The organism is Mucilaginibacter sp., assembly GCF_965277465.1.
Lineage (GTDB): Bacteria > Bacteroidota > Bacteroidia > Sphingobacteriales > Sphingobacteriaceae > Mucilaginibacter.
The window spans coordinates 876,225-894,507 of the sequence record NZ_CBDICW010000001.1 but is presented as its reverse complement, the minus strand read 5'-3'; the positions used below and the strand labels follow the sequence as shown (position 1 = coordinate 894,507).

Sequence of the window (18,283 nt, the reverse complement as noted above, 5' to 3'; positions counted from 1 at the left end):
AATTTTGCTTAAAGGGAACCCCCGCGGCTATGAGCGGGACGATGATTTCATTTACCACCCAATCCCCCCCTTAAAATGGTCATAATGTCAAATTAAAGTAGATGAGTAACTTAGCCATTCTGTTTTTTTATTTTTGCAGAATTACGCAACCGGGGAAATTAACGGAGCGCTAACATTTATCAATTTTCAATGAAAATACTCCTATCATATCTTTCAAAACATCGCTGGCTGGTTGTACTTGCACTTATTCTGGCTGCTTTTAATATTGGTTTTTCGCTGTTAGATCCCATGATAACCGGGAATATAGTTGATAAATACATGATCCCTAAAGATGGAAAAAACTATACTTTCGACTATCGCTTTTATGGCGCATTAGGGATGGTTGGTTTAGCCATTGGTGCTGCAATGGTATCGCGTATAGCCAAAAACTTTCAGGATTATTTTACTAATATCATAGTACAAAAGGTAGGTGCTAAAATGTATTCTGACGGGTTAAAACACTCACTCGAACTGCCATACCAGGTATTTGAAGATCAGCGCAGCGGCGAAACCTTAGGCATATTGCAAAAGGTGCGCCTTGATTGCGAAAAATTTATTACCGCCTTTATCAGCGTACTTTTTGTGAGCCTGGTGGGGATGATATTTGTAATTGTATACTCCCTAACCGTAAGCTACAAAGTAACGCTGGTTTATTTTGCGGCCATACCTATTATAGCCGTAGTGAGCATTGTTTTGAGCAAACGCATAAAAACCATTCAGAAAAAAATAGTTTCAGAAACAACTGCATTAGCCGGATCAACCACCGAATCATTAAGAAACATTGAGCTGGTAAAGAGTCTGGGCCTTGCCAAGCAGGAAATTGAACGCTTAAATAAAACTACCTACAAAATTCTTGACCTGGAACTAAAGAAAGTAAAGTTTGTACGCAGCATGAGCTTTGTGCAAGGCACTACGGTTAACCTGGTGCGCAGCGCAATGGTTGTTGTGCTGTTGATGCTTATTTTTAAAGGCACATTAACACCCGGTAATTACTTTAAGTTCTTATTCTACTCTTTCTTCCTGTTTAACCCCTTGCAGGAGCTGGGCAACGTGATGCAGGCCTGGCGCGAAGCCCAGGTATCATTGGCTAATTTTAAAAGCATATTAAGCATTCCGATTGATCCAAAACCGGAGAAACCTATACTGCTTGAAAAGGTTAAGACACTTACCTTCGACAATGTTACCTTTAAACATTTAACCGCCAACCGCAACGCCCTCAACAATATCAGCTTTGAAGTAAATTCAGGCGAAACGATTGCCTTTGTGGGGCCATCAGGTTCGGGTAAAACTACACTGGTTAAGCTGTTGGTAGGGCTTTACCAGCCTTTGGATGGTGATATTTTATACAACAATATTGTAAGCAAGGAGATTGATCTTGATCAGCTGCGCGAAAAAATAGGGTTTGTAACCCAGGATACGCAATTGTTTTCGGGCACCATCCGCGAGAACCTTCAATTTGTGCGTCCCGGTGCTACCGATGAGGAATGTATGGAAGTATTGCAGCGTGCGGCTTGCCAAACCCTGCTATCCCGGGCTGATAAAGGCCTGAGCACCGTTATTGGCGAAGGTGGCGTAAAGGTATCTGGCGGCGAAAAACAACGCCTGTCAATTGCCCGTGCCCTGCTACGCAAACCAGATATTTTAGTATTTGATGAAGCAACTTCATCGTTAGATTCAATTACAGAAGAAGAAATTACCGAAACCATCCGCGATGTTTCTGTACTGGATAACCATGTTACGATACTGATAGCCCACCGTTTGTCTACCATTATGCATGCTGATAATATTTATGTGCTTGAAAAAGGCAATATAGTTGAATCAGGCAAACACCTTGATCTTATTGCGCAAAAAGGCTTGTACTATGCAATGTGGAGGCAACAGATTGGCGAAAAAGTTTCGGTAGAACAGGTTTAGTTAAAGCATATACCCGGGTATGTAAGTAGAACTTTATACCCGGGGTTAACAACTTAAATCGCCAGGGAGATCATACATTGATGATCCCGGTTTTAATGGCGAAGATAACCAGGCCCACTAAGTTTTTTGACCTTGTTTTTTCAAACAGGCGTGCGCGGTAGCCTTCAACGGTACGTACGCTTAGGCAAATCTTATCGGCTATTTCCTGGTTTGAATATTCTTTACAAACAAGGCGCAGTACTTCAATTTCACGTTCGTTAAAATCGGCAAGGGTTTGGGTGCCAATTCCGGTTGGCGTGTTGCCGGCTAATTGCTTAATAAGGGTGATAGAAAGATGTTCGTTAAAATAATAGTCCTTCAAAAAAACGGTTGATACCGCATTAATGATCTCTTCGGGCTCGGCATTTTTTAACAGGTAGCCTGACGCACCTGCCTTCATCATATCAACAATATATTTATCCTCGTTAAACATGGATAGGGCAAGCACCTTTATTTTGCCATAAAGCTGCTTTACCTGAGCGGTGGTTTGTATGCCATCCATTTCGGGCATTTTAATATCCATCAGTATTACATCGGGCGTAACTGTTGCCAGCATGGCTAACAGCTGTTTACCGTTGGATGCTTCGAGCACAAGGTCAAAATCGGTACAATCCTCCAGCGTGGCCTTTAAACCATTCCTGAAGATCTTATGATCATCTGCGATAGCTAATTTGATCTTTTCCATAGTTAACTAACAGGCAATAAATATAATTAAAAACCTCATAATTAAACCATTACTCTAATAATAGTTATGGTGCCATTTTTTGGCTTGGTGTATACATTTATTTCCCCATTGATGAGCTGCACCCGGCTCTGCAGGTTTTTTAAACCAAACCCATGCTTATTTACTTCGTCCATATTAAAGCCTTTGCCGTTATCCTTAAATTCCATTATCAGCCACCCGGCATCTTTAGTTATAGTGAGGTGAATAATGGTAGCTTCTGAATGTTTTATGGCATTGCTGAAAAGCTCCTGTGCTATGCGGTAAAAAGCAAGCTCAATTTCGGGTGCGGGCCGCTCATCATCCAGCATTTTTTTAAGCTCCACCTTAACGTTGGTAGTTTGCGCAACTTTAATACATAAACCTTCAATAGCTTCTTTAAGGCCATAATCTGTTAACACTGGCGGCAGTACGTTATGAATAATATTCCTTATCTCCTGTATACATTCGTCGGTAAGCTTGCGGGTATCGGCCAGCAGGGGTTGGGATGCATCGTTAACACAGTTTTTATTAAGGCGGTGTAAATTGAGCTTAATGGCCGATAGTACCTGCCCCACACTATCATGCAGATCTTCGGCCAGGCGTTTACGTTCGCTTTCCTGGGTTTCAAAAACGGCATTAAGCAGGTCGGTTTGTTTATCATCATGCAGTTTGCGTAACTCTACCTGGTTCTTTATCATTTTACGCTGATAGATGATCACGAAAAAGAATAAAAAAACAAGCAGGATAACGATAATAAGTGTACCAATTATGAGTACGGGTATCAGGCTGTTGTCTGTGGTTTGCAAAGTAATCCTACTGAAAATATAATGTTAGCAATAATGTTGGTGACGTTATGGATGATATAAAAATCTTCCTGGTGCTCGCTTAGCATCCGTTGAAAAAGCATAAACAAAAATATGTTAGTGGAGTAGTAAAACAGGATGCCTGCATTTACCCAAAACAACCCTTGTTTTTCAATATGTACAAACTCCTGCCGGGTAAACAGCTGGTAAAAATATACGAGCGAAAAAAAAATGAGCAACAAGCTTAAAATAGTGTTTGAAACCGAGGGGTACTCCCAAATATCCTCTATAAAAACAGTGCTGCATATCATAGCCAGCAAAGCGGCTGCAATAAGCACTATCGCTATTTTTTTTAATAAGGGGCTAAAAAATGCATAGTAATAAACAGCCCCAAAGAACAATACATTTACTGCAATAAAAAGGTGTATTGCCGGAAAATTATTGGTTACATGATGATGGCTCGCAATCTCCAAACCCCAATCAAGCAGTACCGATATTAATAAAAATGCGGCTACAATTTTTAAAACTTTATCCAGGTGCCTATAATTATATATTGCTGCAATAACCGGGAAAGCACCAGATATAATGGACAGATATAAAATATTACTTACAGACATAACCTGTTTATTATAATTCTGATTTTGAAACAGACATTAGATTTTTAGGGCATCCGGGAGAGCCGGGGCATGGCATTGATTGCTGCCCTACAATATCAAGCGGCATTAGTGCTACTGCCTTTAATTCGGTACGGCCCAAAGGCTGCGGGGCTGTTTTGGTGTTTAGCATATCACTACCATCGCGGGTGGCGCCTGCTATAATAATATGTTTTTCACCTTCAACATTGCCAACTACATTCAATAAAAATTTGCTTAATGATACCATTGACCGTTGCCAGCTGCTTAGCGGCTTGCTATGTGCATGGTAAAAACGGATCCCCATGCAGCCTTCCTGATCCAGGATCTTTTGCAGTATCTCTTTACCAAAAAAATGTGACTGTGTTTCGCCGGGATGTTTGTGCCTGTAGTTTTGTGTCCAGCTTGCTGCCAGTTCAAGGTCAAAATCTTCCCCCTCTTTTCCGGTTAAAATTTGTGTTGTTTCCATTGCTTAAATTGTTTGGGTTTAGTTAATAGTTACCATAAAACTAAGATTATTAAGTTGTTATTTCAAAATAGGGGCAAGGTTGGATAAAAATTTAAAAAAAGCATCACAACCTGTAATTATTTCATTATCAGCACATATAATAAAAAATGGGCGGTTGGGTAATTAAAAACTCACGTAATACTACGTATCAGATTCAGTGTTAACACGGTGCTGAAAAAGCCTCACCTAAATATTCTCCAAAGGAGAGGACTTTAAAAGTATGCTGGTGAAAACCTACCACCTGCTTTAAAAGGCCTCACCTAAATCCTCTCCAGAGGAGAGGACTTGGAAGCTAATTCAATAAACTCTATAACATGCGCATGCAAATCAAAAGCGGGTAAAGGCCTGTCAGAAAAGCGGGCCTGGGAGTATGGCCTGCAGGGTGGAAGCTTTTTTCTGACTTGATATTTGGTTACTTTCCATCTAAGGAAAAAGTGACTAAGCCCCCGCGGCTATGAGCGGGACGATGATTGTTGTTTACCATAAAATATCTTCAAAACGAAGATAACCCCTACCCCCCTTCCCCAGGGAAGGAATCGCACTCTGCACTACTTTAAATCCATCCCTAAATTCTATCTTAAGTGCAAGGGTTATGCTAAGGCATACCTGTAACAATGGCATGAAATTATTGTCAAACAAATAATCATTACAACAATTTTAAATAATATATCTTAGTTCAATAATTAAATCTAATATCATGGCGATGCTTTATTTATCGCCTGTTTTATAAAAATGAATATTTTACGTTATGGCTATTAATTTACAAAAAGGTCAGAAAATAGACATCGGACTATCAAAAATGACCGTGGGTTTAGGCTGGAACCCGCACGAAGGAACAGGTTATGATTTTGACCTGGATGTATCAGCAATTATGATTGATGCTAACCGCTTTGTACCCGAGGATGAATACTTTGTTTTTTATAATAATCCTGATTCGCCGGATACTGCTGTGCATCACACTGGCGATGACCCAACTGGTGGTAACAGCGATGGCGGTGATGATGAATCAATCAACGTGGAGCTGGCAAAGGTGGACGCAAAGATCCAGGAGATATTGTTTGTGGTAACCATACATGAGGCTACCGCACGCAGACAAAACTTTGGGCAGGTGCGCGATTCATATATCCGCATTATTGACGACTCAACCGGCAGTGAAGTATGTAAGTATGAGCTTGGCGAGGATTTTTCTATAGAGACAGCTATTGAGTTTGGCCGTTTATATAAACGAAATGGCCAGTGGAAATTTGAGGCATCGGGCGTTGGATATAAAGAGGACCTTGCCTTCTTTTTAAGTAAATATTTTAAGGGACAAATTATCAAATAGTAAAAAAATGGCTATAAATTTAGTAAAAGGTCAAACTATTGACCTTCGTAAAAACGACAAGGGCGAAAGCTATGACCTGTCATCAGTTACCATTGGTTTGGGCTGGGATGTAAGGCAGAGTGGTGGCGGTGGTGGTTTTTTAGGAAAACTATTCGGTGGCGGCGGTGCTGAAGAGGAAGAATATGACCTTGATGCTATTGCTTTTTTGTTAGATAAAAATGGAAAGGTTGCTAACCTTGGCCGCGATAAGCAGGCGACCGATGGCCGTACCATCAGGCTGTTTGAAGGCGATGTGATCTATTATAACAGCATGAGGCACCCAACGGGCAATATATGGCTTACCGGTGATAACCGCACAGGTGCAGGTGATGGCGATGATGAGCAGATTATAGTAAAGCTTGATGCACTTGACCCTAAATTCGACAGGATATTATTTATGGTTACCATTTACCAGGGGCGTAAAAACCGCCAGCATTTTGGCATGGTTGATAATGCTTTTATCCGCGCGGTTGATAACCATGGTAAAGAGATCGTGAAGTTCAGCCTGTCCGGCGATTCAGCTTATAACGGTATGTGCTCAATGGTATTTGCCGAGGTTTACCGTAAGGATGGTACCTGGAAATTCAGGGCCATCGGCGAGCCGCATAATACTGATACGTTTTTGGATCTTTTACCCAATTACACGGTTTAAATAAATCGCTTAAAACGCACCCGGTTATGCTGCGCTGGCAGGGCAAAGCAAATACCGGGTACGTTTTATCAGTACTATAAACAGCTACCGTTTCTAAACCAGCAACATTGTCCTATACCTATTATCAGCATTACTCGTTCGATCTGTGGTTAACCCTGATCAAATCAAACCCCGGCTTTAAAACCGAGCGCACCAGGATCTTCCACCGTGACTATAACCCGGCTAATAAAAGTATTGACGAGGTAGCAAAAGCTTTCAGGCAGGTTGACCTGATGTGCAATGCCATTAATGAGCGCACCGGCAAAAACATTGATTCGGACGAGATGCACCTGATGGTCATCAGCCTGATCAATGATAACGAGTTTGATCTGCTACGCATTGATACCGCCAAACTGTATAACGATATGGAAGCACTGGTACTGGCCAATATGCCTATTTTATACGCTGATGAAACAATTGAGGTATTGGCGCATCTAAAACAAAAAGGCAATTGCACCATGAGTATTTTAAGTAATACGGCTTTTATAAAAGGGGTAACCTTACGTAAGGTGCTTATAGCATTGGGACTGCATGATTTTTTTGATTTTCAGCTATATTCTGACGAGGTGGGGATGTCAAAACCTAATCCCGGATTATTTAACTTAATGATTAAGAATATTAAACAGGTTAATGCTCAAAAACAGATAAGTTTAGCAAATATTATTCATATTGGCGATAACCCCAAAGCTGATGTTGAGGGTGCAGATGCAGCAGGGATAAAAAGCTTGCTCATCAATTCAAACAATATATCAATCACAAGTCTGATCAATTAATGCTTACCACATACGCGCTTCACCATATTGACAATGCCGATAGCTTCGGGTTTAACCCCGACGACTATAGCCGCTTTAAGTTTGGCGACGATGCCGTTTCAAAAAACTTTGGTACGGCTTTGGCAAATGGCTTTATCCGCCAGCATTTACAGCACAGGCCCATTGAGCAGCAAATAGTGGTTATCTCAAGTCCGTATTCATTTATCCCTACAGCTACCTTTGCCATGAAAAACTGGTTTGTTTACACCCTTAACCGCTGGCTGGCTGCCAACGGCTATTTGGTAGTACAGGAAACCAAAGTACACCGCACCATTACCTATAAAGAAGATTATGGCGAACTGAATGCCGAGCAAAGGATCAGCCTGATAGGCAATGATTCTTTTCATATTGACAAGGATTTTTTAGCCGGCAAAACGCTCATCTTTTTAGATGATATTAAAATTACCGGCAGCCACGAAAGGATGATCATGAAGATGGTGGGCGAATACAGCCTGCATAACGACATTTACATGCTGTACTTTGCCGAGCTGGTTAATAAAACCATCCACCCAAACATTGAAAACTATTTAAACTATCACCAGGTAAAATCAATTTTTGATCTGGAGGTGGTTATTAAAAGCGGCAGTTTTGCTATCAATACCCGCATAGTAAAGTATATACTTAACTATGATTTTGAAAGCTTCCGCATATTTATTGAAAACCAAAGCAGTGATTTTGTTAACCTGCTTTATGATATGGCTTTAGGCAATGGCTACCATACTATTGATGCCTATGCCAAAAACCTTAACTTTATTACCAATTACCTATTTATAAACAACCATAAATTAATACAACATGGCAATTAACCTGCAAAAAGGCCAGCGTGAAGCTATTAACGCGCCTAAATTTACTATCGGGCTGGGCTGGGATACCAACAGCTCATCTACAGGCGCCGCCTTTGATCTTGACGCCTCTGTTTTTGTATTGGGCGAAAACAAAAAAATGCTTGCTGACGATTACTTCGTTTTCTATAATAACCTGAAATCGCCTGATGGGGCAATTGAACACACCGGTGATAACCTTACCGGCGAAGGAGATGGCGATGATGAACAGATAAAGGTTGACCTTTCAAAAATTGATCCGCGTGCTACCGAGATCTGTATTGTGGTTACCATACATGAGGCCGAAAGCCGCAGGCAAAACTTTGGGCAGGTGCGCAACTCCTTCATCCGTATTTTTGATACCGCTACCAATGCCGATATTTTAAACTATGAACTTGACGAGGATTTCTCGATCGAAACAGCTGTTGAGTTTGGCCGAATTTACAAACGCGATAATAACTGGAAATTTGAAGCCGTAGGTGCCGGAATGAAAGGCGGCCTGCAGGATTATTTAACCAAATATAACTAAGCATGTCAATCAATCTCCAAAAAGGGCAGCGCATTAATCTTGAAAAAAGTAATGGCAGCAAACTGCAAATGGTTTGTGTAGGCATTAACTGGGGCGCCATTGTAAAAAAGGGATTCTTTTTGTTTGGCGATACCAAGGAAGCGGTTGACCTTGATGCCAGCTGTGCGTTATTTGATGAGAATAAAAAGCTTTTAGAAACCGTTTATTTTGGTAACCTGAGCACAAGGGACCGATCTGTAAAACATAGCGGCGACGACCTTACCGGGGATATGGATGGCGATGATGGCCTGGATAATGAAGTGATCACCGTTGATTTTTCACTGCTGAGCCCCGCTGTAAATTACGTGGCTTTTGTATTGAACAGTTTCCGTGGGCAGGATTTTGGCACCATCCCTTTTGCATCCATCCGCATTTATGAAGGTACGCCTAAAAGAGTAAATGAAGTTTTTGCCACTTATGATATTGCACACAGCAAAGATTTTGCCGGGCACGTATCAATGGTGATGGGTGTGTTTTACAAAAGGAATGGCGATTGGAAATTTAATGCCATTGGCGAACCAACCCTGGATAAACGACTGGAAGAAACAGTGCGAACGGTAGCACAAAACTATTTATAAAACAATACTGCACCAGGGTTTAAATGGCAGATCCGGGTGTATTTAAACAGGATAATATATTTAAAAAAGAATAAATTATGGAAAGCATACCAAATAATGAAGAGCTGAATATAACACCGGTAAGACTGGATGCCACCCCGGTTAAAATGGATAAGGACGGCAATATCGACCTGACCAACATCAGCAGCGAAGAAGAAAAAAAATATGGTGAAATAGCCAAAGCAATAAATCCCAAGGATGTTAACTCCATCCTAAACTTTGGTACCGATGTACAAAACTCTATGGAAAAGTATAGCAATACTTTTTTAACTTCTGTACGTACCTATAACTCTGGCGAGGTTGGTTTACTGATCAACGATCTGCTTACCGAACTGAACTATATAGATGTGGATGAGTTGAATCAAAATGCATTTACCTCGTTCATATCGCACATTCCATTTGTTAAAAAGCTGGTTTTTGATGCCAAAAAACTATTTCAGAAATACGATACCGTTATTGATAATATTGATAAGATCACCAATAAGATCAAAGCGGGCCGTGTAAACTCTATTAAGGATAACAGCTCGCTGCAAACCATGTTTGACAGCAATGTGAGCTATATCCACCAGATGGAAGAGCTGATCATATCCGGCCAGTTAAAACTTAAGGAGCTTAATGAACAGTTAGCCCAAATGGATGCCAACCCATCGGCTTACAATGACTATGAAATTGCCGATATGCGCGATTTTACCAACAGGCTGGATAAACGACTGGCTGATTTAAAGGTAGTACGTTTTATTATGATGCAATCATTGGCACAGATCCGTGTGGTGCAAAATAACAATACCAGCATTGCCGAAAAAGCACAGTCAATCGTATCAACCACCATCCCCGTTTGGAAAAATCAGCTTACTATTGCCGTGGCACTCAACAGGCAAAAGGAAAATGTAGAGATGCAGAAAAAGATCTCTGATACCACTAATACCATTCTGCAAAAAAACGCCGAACTGCTTAAACAAAACAGCATTGACGTAGCCCGAGAAAATGAAAAAACAGTGGTATCGTTAGATACCCTTAAACAAACAACAGCTTCGTTAATTGAAACCCTTACCGAAGTAAAACGCATCCACGACGAAGGCACCCAAAACAGGCAAACCCTTAACACCGAACTGCAAAACCTGGAAACGCAGTTAAAAAAGACGGTTACTAATGTAAGTTAAAATATTAGCCATCACTTTAAATACTTTTATGTGATGATGGCGGTATATAAAATTGGGGCTAACGGTTTAAAACTGTTAGCCCTTTTTGTTTAATTAATTCACTAATACGCAACCCATTATACAACAAACCGCGTATATAGTATAGGTTTACATATTTATATTTAAGTTAAACTAAAGGTTTTTATTTATAATTTTATAGGATGGCTATACATTAGCTTACAAAATTGCGTTTACTCTGGAATTAAATTGAATACAAAATAAAATATGGGAAAAATTTACTCAAAGTATCTTCCGTTGTTTTTCTGCGGATTATCTTTAATTATTTCGGTATCATCCTGCAAAAAGGATAAAAAAAGCACACCCACACCTACGCCGCCTACCAGCCTGGCTACCTTAGGTTTGTTTGAGCTAATCATTGACTCAAGCAGGGTTACTTATATCCCTATTACCAAAGTGGGTACGCAAACCGTAAATTACGATGGTGTTTTTGATACCGGATCAACCGGGATGACTATTGATGCCAATGGCATAATACCTGCTTCAATGATAACCAGCTCAGGTATTCAGTTCACCGGCGATTCGGTTGTGGTAAATGGTATTACCATCACCAACAAAAAATCAACCATGAGTTATGGCAATGCCCAGGGCCAGGTAGATGAATATGGTAACTTAGCCTACACCACCGTAACTATTGGCGAGCCGGGCAATGATATTACCACCACCCGTATCCCAATATTTTTATATTACCAGGTAAAAAATATTACTACCGGGCAGATTTATGGTCCGCATCAAAATGATGTGTTTGGCGTAGGGCCGGGTGTAAGCTATACCAACAGTGCTATTGGCAGCCCGTTAAGCTATTTTAAATTAAGTAACGGACAAACAAGCGGTTTTAAGCTATCAATGCTTAATTCGTCAATGTTTAGCCGCCAGGGCACATTTGTGCCGGGATTATTAACCATTGGCCTGGTACCTGATGATCTTTCTTCATCATCTGGCTTTGTGATGCACCCGCTTACCTATTATTCGGTAGGTGGCTACTCATCAGAAATTAAGGCAACCATTAACTATAACGGCAGTGATATTAACGCCATAATTGTGTTTGATACCGGTAACCCAACCTATTATATTATTGCCGATGGCAATGCCGTAAAGGCTGATACCATATTACCGCCAAACACAACGGTTAAGGTTACTACCAGTGGCGGGTTCAGCTATTCGTACACTACTACTGGGGCTTATAACTTAACCCAGGTGGTGCAGCCATCGTTCACTAATGATCCGCGTACTATTTTTAGTATCGATTTCTTTATCAGCAACGAGTTTTTACTTGATTATACCAACCACCGGATCGGGTTAAAGAATAACTAAGCTTCAGGATAAGTCCTAAAATAAAAAAATCAGTAGCGTAGGGTCATTTTTATATCGACTCAGCACTACTGATTTTTTTTATCTTATTTATTCCTGACTAATACTTTGCAGGCGTACCTGGTTTAGGGATAGATTCAAGGATAAATTTACGCAGGTTTTCGGTTGCTGTTGGTAAATCATCTTTACGCAGGTACATCATGTGGCCGCTTTTATATCCCTCCCATTTAAGACGGTCTTTAAGGCGTCCGCTTGGGTCAAGCTGCCAAAGGCTGTACTTGGCATTAAAGTAATCGCAGGCACCATCGTAGTACCCCGATTGGATCAATAAGTGCAGGTATGGGTTTTGAGCAATTGCCTGGCGCAAATCTTCACCTACATGGTTGTTTTTGTTATCCCATGGCCAAACATCACCAAACATGTTGTATTTAAGATCGGTTTTGTAGTTCAGCTCATTCCTGAGATAAATGTTTATGGCCGGGGTAAAGGCATGCAGCCATGCAGTAAGCTCGGCGTTATAATCAGGGCTTAAGCCACCTGCCTGCCTGTCTATCCCCTTGTAACGCGAATCTAACCGGCCAACGGTAAAGCCTTTATCGCGCAGCAATTCTTTCCAAAACAGGTCGTACGATACATCAAGGTTATTGTCAATAAACAATTTTTGCGACAGGCCGCTGTACTTAGCCATTTTAGCAGCAATTGCCGTGCGCTGTGCATCATCAATAAAACCACCTTTTGACAAAGCCGGGATCAATTCATTAATGGTAAAATTTTCAACCTCGGGTAAAAAGGCGGTAAGGTCCTTTTGCTGATATTCGGGTGCAAGCATGCCGTGGTACCATGCTGTAGCAGCAAAATAAGGCAATTTTAAAGCTGCCTGTACCGGGCCGCTGCGCTCAATACCTAAATCAGTTGGTGATACCAGGATAACTCCGTTAAGGTACATCCACTGTGAGTTTTGCAGCTCTAATGCCAGTCCCGATGCCCTTGTAGTACCATAGCTTTCGCCAATAAGGAATTTAGGTGATGCCCAGCGGTTTTTGCGGGTAACAAAAGTGTTTATCCACTCGGCCAGGTATTTAATATCTTCATTTACACCGAAAAATTTTGAGCCCGGTGTATCTTTATTTACAATGCGCGAATAGCCTGTATTAACCGGATCGAGGTAAACAATATCGGCAACGTCAAGTATCGAGTTCTTGTTTTCGCTGATGCCATACGGCTGTATAGGGTAACCCTCGTTATCAATGTTTAATAATCTTGGGCCTGTATAGCCAATCTCCATCCAAACAGATGGTGTACCGGGGCCGCCATTAAAAGAAATTACCAGCGGGCGGGTTGATCTGTCGGCAATGTTATCTCTTTCATAATAGGTGTAAAATACACCGGCAATGGGCCTGCCGTCTTCATCCCAAATGGGCATGCAGCCTGCAGTGGCAGTGTAAGGCACAAGCTGCCCTTTAATAGTTACCGTATGCTTGGTAACCACGGCCGAGTCAACCTGTAAAATACGGCTGCGGGTAATGGGTAGTGTGTTTTTTGATGGTTCAGACGGTGCACGCTGGGCAATAACCATGCTTGCGGAACAGCAAAGGGCTGCAAAGGCGATAAGGCATTTTTTCATGTAGTGGGATTGATCAAATAATAGGGTCTGTTTAAACTGTTACTAACACTACAATACTAAACTTTTTAAGGGGTTTTTGCAATGCCCGGCAAGCACATGGCTGCTCATAATTGTAACAATACAAGCTATTATCATCTGTGAGCATAAAAAGTAAAACTAATTTAACTTTTAAGGGTCATAAACAATATTTTTATAGCTTATGCCAGCAACGCGCACCCTACGTAAAATAAGACCGATACAGCTAATTGCTGTTATCTTCTTCACCGTTTCGGGCGGGCCTTATGGCTTAGAGTCGTTGCTTACCTATGCGGGCCAGCATGCAGCCTTGCTTATCCTGTTAGTTACCCCATTGTTATGGGATGTACCTGCCATATTTACCGTTTTGGAGCTTAACAGCATGATGCCCATAACCGGCGGTTATTACAAATGGGTTAAACACGCTCTGGGTACCCGCTGGGGATTTTACGAAGGCTGGTGGACCTGGCTTTATACCTTTGTGGACCTGGCCATATACCCTGGCTTATTTGTGCTTTACGCCTCCTACTTTTATCCGCCACTGATGGATTACCGCATCCCTATTTGCCTTTGTGTGGTATGGGCATCGGCAGGGTTAAATATTTTAGGGATAGTACCTGTTGGCAAAACCTCGCTGTTTTTGGGTGCAGCGGTAATAACGCCTTTTATTATACTGTTTGTGCTGTTCTTTTACCATCATACGGGCAGTATCAATATCCCGTCGCCGTCATTAAAGGGCATACCTTTTCCGTCGATGGGAATGGCGCTGTACACCGTGATGTGGAATTGCCTTGGCTGGGACAACGTTACCACTTATGCCGAAGAAGTTGAAAAACCGGTACGGTCGTACCTCATCTCTGTATTTTCGGCCTTTGTGCTGGTAATTGTACTTTACTTTTTGGTGATACTGGTTTCGCAGCAATCGGGAATCAGCGCCGCCGATCTGCAAACTAAAGGTTTCCCCGCCGTTGGCGAATTACTGAGCGGCAAATGGCTTGGCGGTTTACTGGCGTTTGCAGGTATGGCCAGCAGTTTAGGTATCTATGCGGCGGTGCTGCTCTCGGTATCCCGGGTACCAAAGGTTATGGCTGATGACGACCTGCTGCCAAAGGTTTTGAACAAACAGCACGCACGTTTTCAAACGCCTTATATATCTATTATTGTATGCTCCTTAATTGTAAGCCTGATGATCCTTTGGCCCTTTGCCGATCTGCTCATTATTGATGTTACCGTTTACGGGGCAGGTTTATCATTAGAGTATATAGCATTGATCAAACTCCGGATAACGGCACCTGATATGCCCCGCCCTTTTAAGATCCCATTAGGTGTTACCGGTTTATGTGTGATGGTGTTATTACCGGTAACAGTTTATTTTGTGGCCCTTGCAGGTGCATTTTCTTCCGCCGGAAATGCGGTATGGGCAGCAGTTTTTGCAATTGCAGTACTCTCAAGTGCCGAACTGATATGGCAGTTGATTATTTGGAAAAAGCCGTATCATAAAAACAGTGTGTAACGCTTTAAAAGCACTGGCCCTGTGCGATTCTTTCATCGGGAAGGGGAGGTAGGGGTTTTAGGCGTTGCAAAATATTGATACTTCATGACATCATCGTCCCGCTCATAGCCGCGGGGAGTTAGTTACTTCCCCTTAGATGGAATTAACCAAAGATCAAGTCAGAAAAAAGCTTCCCTGCTGCAGGCCATACACCCAGGCCCGCTTTTCTGACAGGCCTTTACCCGCTTTTGATTTGCATGCGCATGTTATAGAGTTTATTGAATTAGTTTTCAAGGCTTCTCCTTTGGAGAGGATTTAGGTGAGGCTTTTAAAAGCGGTGGCCAACTGCGATTCCTTCCCTGGGGAAGGAGAGGTGGGTTCTATTGAACAATGCCCTATAAGTGCTGCCCTTAACAAAAACGGGCGGTACTTACAGGGCAATTTAATACTACATATTTTTATAAAAGCCTTGAAGCTATTAAGCCAAAACACCTTGTGCATAATCACGGCATTTTATAACTTCCTTAACAGCATCAGAGCCTGCAGGTATCTTGTACTCCAGCTCAATAGTAGCCGGGAATTTATATTTTTTAGCTTTCATTAAAGCAAGCACTTCTTTAATTGGGGTATCTCCCTGACCCCAGGGCATATTTGGCCCGTCTTTAAACTTACGGTCCTTAATGTGCATGCTCACAATTTTTTTATGGTTCTTGATAATAAAATCAACCGGGCTGCTGCTGGTACCTGCTACATAATGCCCAATATCTAAATTAATCCCGTTATAGTCTGATTGTGCCAAAGCGGTATCCCACAAAGTAGGGGTTGCCTGTGCGTGCGCGTGGTAGCCTACCATTATTTTATGTTCGGCAGCTTTATCACCAAGGCGCTGGGTTTGTTCAGGATCTTCTGGCAACTCAACGGTTACGTGGGTACAGCCAAGCGCATTAGCGGCGTTAAAGGCGTAATCAATTTCGGCATCGATGTTTTTTTCGCCAAGTGCATTGGGTTTCCAGGCATAAATATTAACGCCTGCATCATTGTACATTTTACGCAGTTCAATAAACTTGTCCATAGGGGCGTTAGCGCGCCAGTCGGCTATTTTAGCAGCAAAGCCACCGTTGCTATCCCATTTGGGTGCACCTGCATAAGCTTCGGCAGCATCACCCATCAGCTCAATTGCATTTATGTTACAATCAAGGCAGTATTGCAGCAACTGTTCGGCACTGCCTGGCATGCTTCTAAAAGAGTAAGTTATTACACCTATCTGTACACCATTTATCATGGAGTTAGGTTTGGTTGGGGCAAGTATGGAGCTTGCAAACGAACTTTTTGATGTTAGGGCTATACCTGCAGCAGCAAGCATCCCCACGCCAATAAACTGGCGCCTGGAAACGGTTTGATTTTTCATCTCAATAAAAATATTTTATAGGTCTGGAACTAATTGGTTCGATCAGTTGGGTAATCAAATCTATATAATAGATTGTTGATTTACAATAGCTAAGCGTAACGAATTTGTGTTGTTTACCTATGACGCTTAAATAGTTACAAACGTGACAAAAATAAACTTTCAAAATATTTTGAAAGTTTAATAACATTATCCATATTTGTATATGGAACTACCTGAGGCAAAGCAAAAGTTTATTGAGGCATGGGGCAAGCTGGGATCTGAATGGGGTATAAACCGTACCATGGCACAGGTACATGCCCTGCTATTGGTAACAACCGATGCATTGACCACCGAAGAGATTATGGAAGAGCTAAGCATATCGCGCGGTAATGCCAACATGACCCTAAGAGATTTAATGGGCTGGGGACTGGTTGAAAAACAGCACAAGCCGGGCGAACGTAAAGAGTATTTTTTTGCTGATAAAGATACCTGGAACATTGCCCGGCAGGTAGCAAAAGAGCGCCGCAAAAGAGAGCTTGACCCGGTGATTAAAATACTGGATGAACTGTCGAAAATAAAGGGCGACAATAAAGACCCGGCTTATAAAACATTTAATAAATCAGTAACAGATATAAACAAGCTGGCTAAAAACGTCGACAAAACATTGGAAACCATGTTAAAGGCTGATGAAAGCTGGTTTTGGAAGTCTATTTTTAAGATCTTTAAATAGATCTTTTTTTATCACCTTACATTTCAATTATTACTGAAAGTTCAATTCATAATAAATCCTATCACCATAAAAAATAAAATCCATGCTTAAAAATATCCTCAGCTCAAAAGTAAAGGGGTTTTTGATCTCAAATTTAATAGGGATGGCTATTATCGGACTGTCAAAATATATCATCCCGCAGGAAGGTGGCGGGATCTTTATTTTTTCGGAATTTGTGATTGTTCCTATCCTGATGGGTATGATCAGCGGCTGGTTTTGGCAGGATCTCAGGTTAAGCAGTAAAAAGCTCACCGTTTACTCCTGCTATAACGGCCTGCTGGCTATAGTGCTGAGCTCAATTTTTTTAGGCGAGGGCATAATTTGCCTGGTTATTGTATCGCCACTGATACTTTGCTTTATAGTAACGGGTGCATTTATAGGGCGCAACATGTATAAAAGGGATAATAACACCTTAAATGTAAGTGTATTTGCCTTGCTGATCTTTATTTTTATGGGTGATGCCCTTTCAAAGCACGAGTATGAAAATATGGTATCAGATACCATTATTGTAAATGCCCCGCCCAATAAGGTATGGAAAAATGTAGTGGCCTTTAAACGGATCCAAGAGCCAACTACTTACTGGCTGTTTAAAATGGGGATGCCCAGCCCCATTGAATCAACCGTTGAAGGGTATTACAAAGGCGCGGGCCGCAAATGTATTTTTAGCAACGGCTATGTTTTTGGCGAACGGATAGCCACCTATGAACCGGGGCAGAACCTTACTTTTGATGTGATTGATCAGCCTAAAGACCCCGAGATCATGAATCATATTGATATTGAACGCGGTCAGTTTTTATTAAAGGATAATGGCAACGGCACTACTACCTTAATTGGCAACAGCTGGTATAAATTGTACGTGTTCCCGATATGGTATTATGATGTTTGGGCAAAAAGCATTACCCGCAATGTACATTTAAGGGTCATGCAGCACATTAAAGAATTAAGCGAACAACCCTAA

Annotated in this window: 18 protein-coding genes; 12 read left to right on the top strand and 6 right to left on the bottom strand. The window is 41.6% G+C overall.

The window, feature by feature from the left end; translation table 11 throughout:
- Positions 1-189: 189 nt before the first annotated feature.
- The gene (locus tag ACQY4U_RS04175) at positions 190-1,953 is read left to right on the top strand and encodes an ABC transporter ATP-binding protein (protein WP_428328133.1); all 1,764 of its coding nucleotides are present in this window, start codon (positions 190-192) and stop codon (positions 1,951-1,953) included.
- A gap of 70 nt (positions 1,954-2,023) precedes the next feature.
- Here the strand turns inward: ACQY4U_RS04175 and ACQY4U_RS04170 are convergent, their stop codons facing one another.
- From ACQY4U_RS04170 to ACQY4U_RS04155, 4 genes are read right to left on the bottom strand one after another with little or no spacing between them, the layout of a single operon-like run.
- Entirely contained in the window at positions 2,024-2,677 is a 654-nt protein-coding gene (locus tag ACQY4U_RS04170; RefSeq protein ID WP_428328132.1) for a response regulator, read from the bottom strand.
- Positions 2,678-2,718: 41 nt separating this feature from the next.
- Positions 2,719-3,501 (bottom strand): sensor histidine kinase, encoded by a 783-nt coding sequence (locus ACQY4U_RS04165; protein ID WP_428328131.1) that lies wholly within the window; start codon positions 3,499-3,501, stop codon positions 2,719-2,721.
- Entirely contained in the window at positions 3,477-4,115 is a 639-nt protein-coding gene (locus ACQY4U_RS04160; protein ID WP_428328130.1) for a hypothetical protein, read from the bottom strand. The genes ACQY4U_RS04165 and ACQY4U_RS04160 overlap by 25 nt, the downstream gene beginning before the upstream one ends.
- A gap of 10 nt (positions 4,116-4,125) precedes the next feature.
- A complete protein-coding gene (locus ACQY4U_RS04155) occupies positions 4,126-4,599 on the bottom strand; it encodes a hypothetical protein (RefSeq protein WP_428328129.1) in 474 nt (157 codons plus the stop codon).
- Positions 4,600-5,386: 787 nt separating this feature from the next.
- Between ACQY4U_RS04155 and ACQY4U_RS04150 the strand changes: the two genes are divergently transcribed.
- From ACQY4U_RS04150 to ACQY4U_RS04115, 8 genes are all read left to right on the top strand, one after another.
- The gene (locus ACQY4U_RS04150; protein WP_428328128.1) at positions 5,387-5,962 is read left to right on the top strand and encodes a TerD family protein; all 576 of its coding nucleotides are present in this window, start codon (positions 5,387-5,389) and stop codon (positions 5,960-5,962) included.
- 7 nt (positions 5,963-5,969) lie between these two features.
- Complete coding sequence (locus tag ACQY4U_RS04145; protein ID WP_428328127.1) at positions 5,970-6,653, top strand: TerD family protein; 684 nt, start codon at positions 5,970-5,972, stop codon at positions 6,651-6,653.
- A 107-nt stretch (positions 6,654-6,760) separates the two neighbouring features.
- On the top strand, positions 6,761-7,465 hold the full coding sequence (locus tag ACQY4U_RS04140; protein WP_428328126.1) for an HAD family hydrolase: 705 nt from the start codon (positions 6,761-6,763) through the stop codon (positions 7,463-7,465).
- A complete protein-coding gene (locus tag ACQY4U_RS04135; RefSeq protein WP_428328125.1) occupies positions 7,465-8,310 on the top strand; it encodes a phosphoribosyltransferase family protein in 846 nt (281 codons plus the stop codon). The genes ACQY4U_RS04140 and ACQY4U_RS04135 overlap by 1 nt, the downstream gene beginning before the upstream one ends.
- Complete coding sequence (locus ACQY4U_RS04130; protein ID WP_428328124.1) at positions 8,300-8,854, top strand: TerD family protein; 555 nt, start codon at positions 8,300-8,302, stop codon at positions 8,852-8,854. Before ACQY4U_RS04135 ends, ACQY4U_RS04130 begins: the two co-directional genes overlap by 11 nt.
- A gap of 2 nt (positions 8,855-8,856) precedes the next feature.
- On the top strand, positions 8,857-9,471 hold the full coding sequence (locus ACQY4U_RS04125) for a TerD family protein (protein WP_428328123.1): 615 nt from the start codon (positions 8,857-8,859) through the stop codon (positions 9,469-9,471).
- 77 nt (positions 9,472-9,548) lie between these two features.
- Positions 9,549-10,670, top strand: a complete 1,122-nt coding sequence (locus ACQY4U_RS04120) for a toxic anion resistance protein (RefSeq protein ID WP_428328122.1) — start codon at positions 9,549-9,551, stop codon at positions 10,668-10,670.
- A gap of 264 nt (positions 10,671-10,934) precedes the next feature.
- Positions 10,935-12,041 (top strand): hypothetical protein, encoded by a 1,107-nt coding sequence (locus ACQY4U_RS04115; RefSeq protein WP_428328121.1) that lies wholly within the window; start codon positions 10,935-10,937, stop codon positions 12,039-12,041.
- A gap of 97 nt (positions 12,042-12,138) precedes the next feature.
- Here ACQY4U_RS04115 and ACQY4U_RS04110 read toward each other — a convergent pair whose 3' ends face one another.
- Positions 12,139-13,662 (bottom strand): S10 family peptidase, encoded by a 1,524-nt coding sequence (locus ACQY4U_RS04110; protein ID WP_428328120.1) that lies wholly within the window; start codon positions 13,660-13,662, stop codon positions 12,139-12,141.
- Between the two features lie 199 nt (positions 13,663-13,861).
- On the opposite strand from ACQY4U_RS04110, the gene ACQY4U_RS04105 reads away from it, so the two are divergent.
- A complete protein-coding gene (locus ACQY4U_RS04105) occupies positions 13,862-15,190 on the top strand; it encodes an APC family permease (protein ID WP_428328119.1) in 1,329 nt (442 codons plus the stop codon).
- A gap of 457 nt (positions 15,191-15,647) precedes the next feature.
- Here ACQY4U_RS04105 and ACQY4U_RS04100 read toward each other — a convergent pair whose 3' ends face one another.
- On the bottom strand, positions 15,648-16,577 hold the full coding sequence (locus ACQY4U_RS04100; RefSeq protein WP_428328118.1) for a sugar phosphate isomerase/epimerase family protein: 930 nt from the start codon (positions 16,575-16,577) through the stop codon (positions 15,648-15,650).
- A 202-nt stretch (positions 16,578-16,779) separates the two neighbouring features.
- Here ACQY4U_RS04100 and ACQY4U_RS04095 point away from each other — a divergent pair, with 202 nt between their 5' ends.
- Positions 16,780-17,286: a GbsR/MarR family transcriptional regulator gene (locus ACQY4U_RS04095; protein ID WP_428328117.1), complete on the top strand. Its 507-nt coding sequence runs from the start codon at positions 16,780-16,782 to the stop codon at positions 17,284-17,286.
- Between the two features lie 82 nt (positions 17,287-17,368).
- Positions 17,369-18,283 (top strand): hypothetical protein, encoded by a 915-nt coding sequence (locus ACQY4U_RS04090; RefSeq protein WP_428328116.1) that lies wholly within the window; start codon positions 17,369-17,371, stop codon positions 18,281-18,283.